The organism is Thermobifida cellulosilytica TB100 (genome assembly GCF_001517975.1).
Lineage (GTDB): Bacteria > Actinomycetota > Actinomycetes > Streptosporangiales > Streptosporangiaceae > Thermobifida > Thermobifida cellulosilytica.
Genome location: NZ_KQ950187.1, coordinates 19,470 through 22,947, shown reverse-complemented (window position 1 = coordinate 22,947; position 3,478 = coordinate 19,470). Strand labels below are relative to the sequence as shown.

The window sequence follows — 3,478 nt, the reverse complement described above, 5'->3', positions numbered from 1 at the left end:
CGAGCATCTGGTCGTCGGCGAACGTGCGGCTGCCCAGTCTCAGCATCGGCCTGCCCCTCTCTGCGCCTCCGGCCCTGTCGCCGGCGGTCGCTCCGTTCGGACGGCATACCCGGGGTCCAGGGCGGGGTGTCCGGCGGGAGGCGGCCACGTCCGGGAGGCGCGCCCCGCGGCCCGCCGCGGCGCGGCCGGGCGCCTCGTGGCGCACTTCCCGCGGCCCCAGCACACCTCGGCTGTTCCTTCCGGTCGTGTCCTTCCGCCCGGCGCGTCCGGGACGGGGTCGGCCGTCATGCTACCCACCCGTACCCGGCCGGGGCGCCCGGGGCGGGTCAGCCGCCGCTGCGGCGCAGGACGGCGCGGGCCTGGCGCAGCAGCGGCTCGTCGACCATCCTGCCGCGGAAGCGGAACACCCCCGAGGGGGCGTGCTCGGCGGCCTCCAGCACGGCGCGCGCCCACTCCACGTCGGCGTCGTCGGGGGCGAACGCCTCCCGGACGGGGCCGACCTGGGAGGGGTGGACGCACAGGCGCGCGCTGAAGCCCTCCCGGGCGGCCTCGGCGGAGGAGGCGGCGAGCCCGGCGAGGTCGTCGTGGTCGAGGTGGACCGTCTCGACGGCGGGGCGGCGGGCCGCCGCGGCGGCCAGCAGCACCTGGGCGCGGGCGTGGCGGGCCACGTCGTGGTAGGAGCCGTCGGGGCGGCGGCCGGCGGTGCCGCCCAGGTCCGCGGCCAGGTCCTCGGCCCCCCAGCTCAGCGCCGCGCACGAGGGGGAGGCGGCCAGGCGCGGGGCGGCGAGCACCCCGGCGGCGGTCTCGCACAGGGCGATGACGCGGGCGGGGGCGAGCGCCTCGACGTCCTCGGGCCGCTCGGCCTTGGGCAGCATCACCAGGCGCACGCCCGCCCGCCGCACGGCGGCCACGTCGGCGTCCCACCACGGGGTGCCGGGCGCGTTGACCCGCACGACCACGCGGTCGGGGTCGAGGCCGGCCAGGCCCGCGACGAGCAGGTCGCGGGCGCGGTCCTTGTGCTCGGGGGCGACGCCGTCCTCCAGGTCCAGGACGACGGCGTCGGCGAGCCGGGCGGCCTTGGCGTAGCGGTCGGGCCGGTCGGCGGGGCAGAACAGCAGGGCCGGTCCGGGCAGGCCGGGGCCGGCGGGGCTCACCTCTGCCCTCCGGGCAGGCGCAGCATCAGCGCGGAGCGCTCCACCCGTGCCACCAGCACGCCGTCCTGGTTGTGGGCGCGGTGCTCGAAGCGGACGACCCCGCTGTCCGGGCGGGACCGCGACAGCCGCTTGTCCAGCACCCGGGTCTCGGCGTAGAGGGTGTCGCCGCAGAACACGGGGTGGGGGAACGCGGCCTCCCCGAAGCCGAGGTTGGCGACCGTGGTGGCCTGGGTGAGCTGGCCGACGCTCAGCCCCACGAGGGTGGAGAGCGTGAACAGGCTGTTGACCAGGGGGCGGCCGAACTCGGTGGCCGCGCTGAAGTGGGCGTCCAGGTGCAGGCTCTGCGGGTTCATGGTGAGCGTGCTGAACAGGACGTTGTCGGCGTCGGTGACGGTGCGGCCGGGGCGGTGGACGTAGACCACGCCGGTCTGCAACTCCTCGTAGTACAGACCCCGCTGTTCGACACGGACCTCCCCGGCGGCCCCGCCGTCCGCCCGCTCCGCCGTCATCGGCGCCTCCTCGCTGGTGTCCCGCTCGCGGATCGGCCCCACCCTACCGGCGCCTGCGCGCGCGGGGCGGGGAGCCGCCGCGGCGGGGCGCGGCCGGGACCAAGGACCCCCTCGGCGGGTGCTTCGGACCGGGGAGCGCGGGTAGTGCGCCGGGCAGGACTGGAGGGGACCGCCCGCACGTCCCGTCCGCGCCGCCGCGAAGAAGGTGTGACCCATGACCGCCGTCGCCGCCGACTCCTGCCACGCCCTGCTCGCCGACGGCACGACCGTCCTGGTCCGGCCCGCCCGCGCCGACGACGAGCCCCGGGTGCGCGCGATGCACGAGGCGCTGTCCCCGCACAGCCGCAGGATGCGCTTCTTCGTCTCCGGCGCCGTCACGGCCGACGCGCTCTCCCACCGCATCTGCGCCGGGCCCGGCAGGGGCCACGGGGCGCTGCTCGCGCTCGTCGACGGCGAGGTGGTGGGCGCGGCGAGCTACGACGCCACCGGCCGGCCCGGCGTCGCCGAGGTGGCGCTGGCCGTCGCCGACCGGCTCCAGGGCAGGGGCGTGGGCACCCTGCTGCTGGAGCACCTGGCCTCGCGGGCGCGCCGCGAGGGGATCACCGCGTTCCGCGCCGACGTGCTGCCCGACAACCACCGGATGCTGCAGGTCTTCGCCGACCTCGGGCTGCGCCCGCGGCAGCGCCTGGACCGCGGCGTGGTGGAGCTGACCCTCCCGCTCGACCTCGACGACCACTACCTGGACGCCGTCGGCGAACGGGAGGGCGTTGCGGACCGGGAGAGCCTGCGGCCGCTGCTGCGCCCGGCGTCGGTGGTGGTCTTCGGCGGCACCCGGCGTCCGGTGTCGGTCGGCAACGCGGTGCTGCGCAACATCCGCGCCGGCGGGTTCGCCGGCCGCCTGTACGCGGTGCACCCGCAGGCCGCGGGCGTGGCCGGGGTGGCCGCGGCCCGGTCGGTGGCCGACCTGCCGCAGACCCCGGACCTGGCGGTGGTCGCGGTGCCGCCGGGCGCGGTGCTGGACGTGGCCCGCGCGTGCGGGGAGCGCGGGGTGGGCGCGCTCGTGGTCATCACCGCCGACCTGGGCGCCGACGCCGAGCGGGAGCTGCTCGCGGTGTGCCGCAGCCACGGGATGCGGCTGGTCGGCCCGAACTGCTTCGGGGTGGCGTCGCTGGGCAGCGTGCGGCTGCAGGCGACGTTCTCCGCGCACCCGCCGCTGCCCGGGCGGGCGGGCCTGGTGGTGCAGTCCGGCGGTGTCGGCATCACGCTGCTGGAGCACCTGTCGCGGCTGGGCGTGGGCGTCTCCTCGTTCGTGTCCGCCGGCAACAAGCTCGACGTCAGCAGCAACGACCTGTTGCAGTGGTGGGAGGCCGACCCGGACACCTCGATGGCGGTCCTGCACGTGGAGTCCTTCGGCAACCCGCGCAAGTTCTCGCGGCTGGCCCGCCGCCTGGGGCGGCGGATGCCGGTGCTGACGGTGCTCGCCGGGCGCTCGGCGGCCGGGCGGCGGGCGGCGGCCTCGCACACGGGGGCGTCGCTGACCCCGGCGCTGGCCACGGAGACGCTGTTCGCGCAGGCGGGCGTGCTGGCCGCGCGCAGCCTCGGCGAACTGGTCGGCACCGCCGCGCTCCTCGCCCACCAGCCGCTTCCGGCGGGGCCGCGGGTCGCGGTCGTCACCAACGCCGGCGGGACCGGGGTGCTGGCCGCCGACGCGTGCGCCGACGCCGGCCTTCAGGTGCGCGAGCTGGACGGGCCGACCCGCCGCGACGTCGAGGCGCTGCTGCCCGCCGGGGCGGCCTGCGCCAACCCGGTCGACAC

Annotated in this window: 3 protein-coding genes; 1 reads left to right on the top strand and 2 read right to left on the bottom strand. The window is 77.9% G+C overall.

The window, feature by feature from the left end:
- Nucleotides 1–326: 326 nt before the first annotated feature.
- The gene (locus tag AC529_RS17625; RefSeq protein ID WP_068758483.1) at nucleotides 327–1,154 is read right to left on the bottom strand and encodes an HpcH/HpaI aldolase/citrate lyase family protein; all 828 of its coding nucleotides are present in this window, start codon (nucleotides 1,152–1,154) and stop codon (nucleotides 327–329) included.
- Nucleotides 1,151–1,663, bottom strand: a complete 513-nt coding sequence (locus AC529_RS17620; RefSeq protein WP_068758482.1) for a MaoC family dehydratase — start codon at nucleotides 1,661–1,663, stop codon at nucleotides 1,151–1,153. Before AC529_RS17620 ends, AC529_RS17625 begins: the two co-directional genes overlap by 4 nt.
- Before the next feature lie 214 nt (nucleotides 1,664–1,877).
- Here AC529_RS17620 and AC529_RS17615 point away from each other — a divergent pair.
- The coding region (locus AC529_RS17615; RefSeq protein ID WP_157080269.1) for a GNAT family N-acetyltransferase at nucleotides 1,878–3,478 on the top strand (1,601 nt) is incomplete at its 3' end.

Excerpts from the sequence above, each read along its gene's own strand:
- AC529_RS17620 (WP_068758482.1), bottom strand. The coding sequence starts at position 1,663 with ATGACGGCGGAGCGGGCGGACGGCGGGGCCGCCGGGGAGGTCCGTGTC.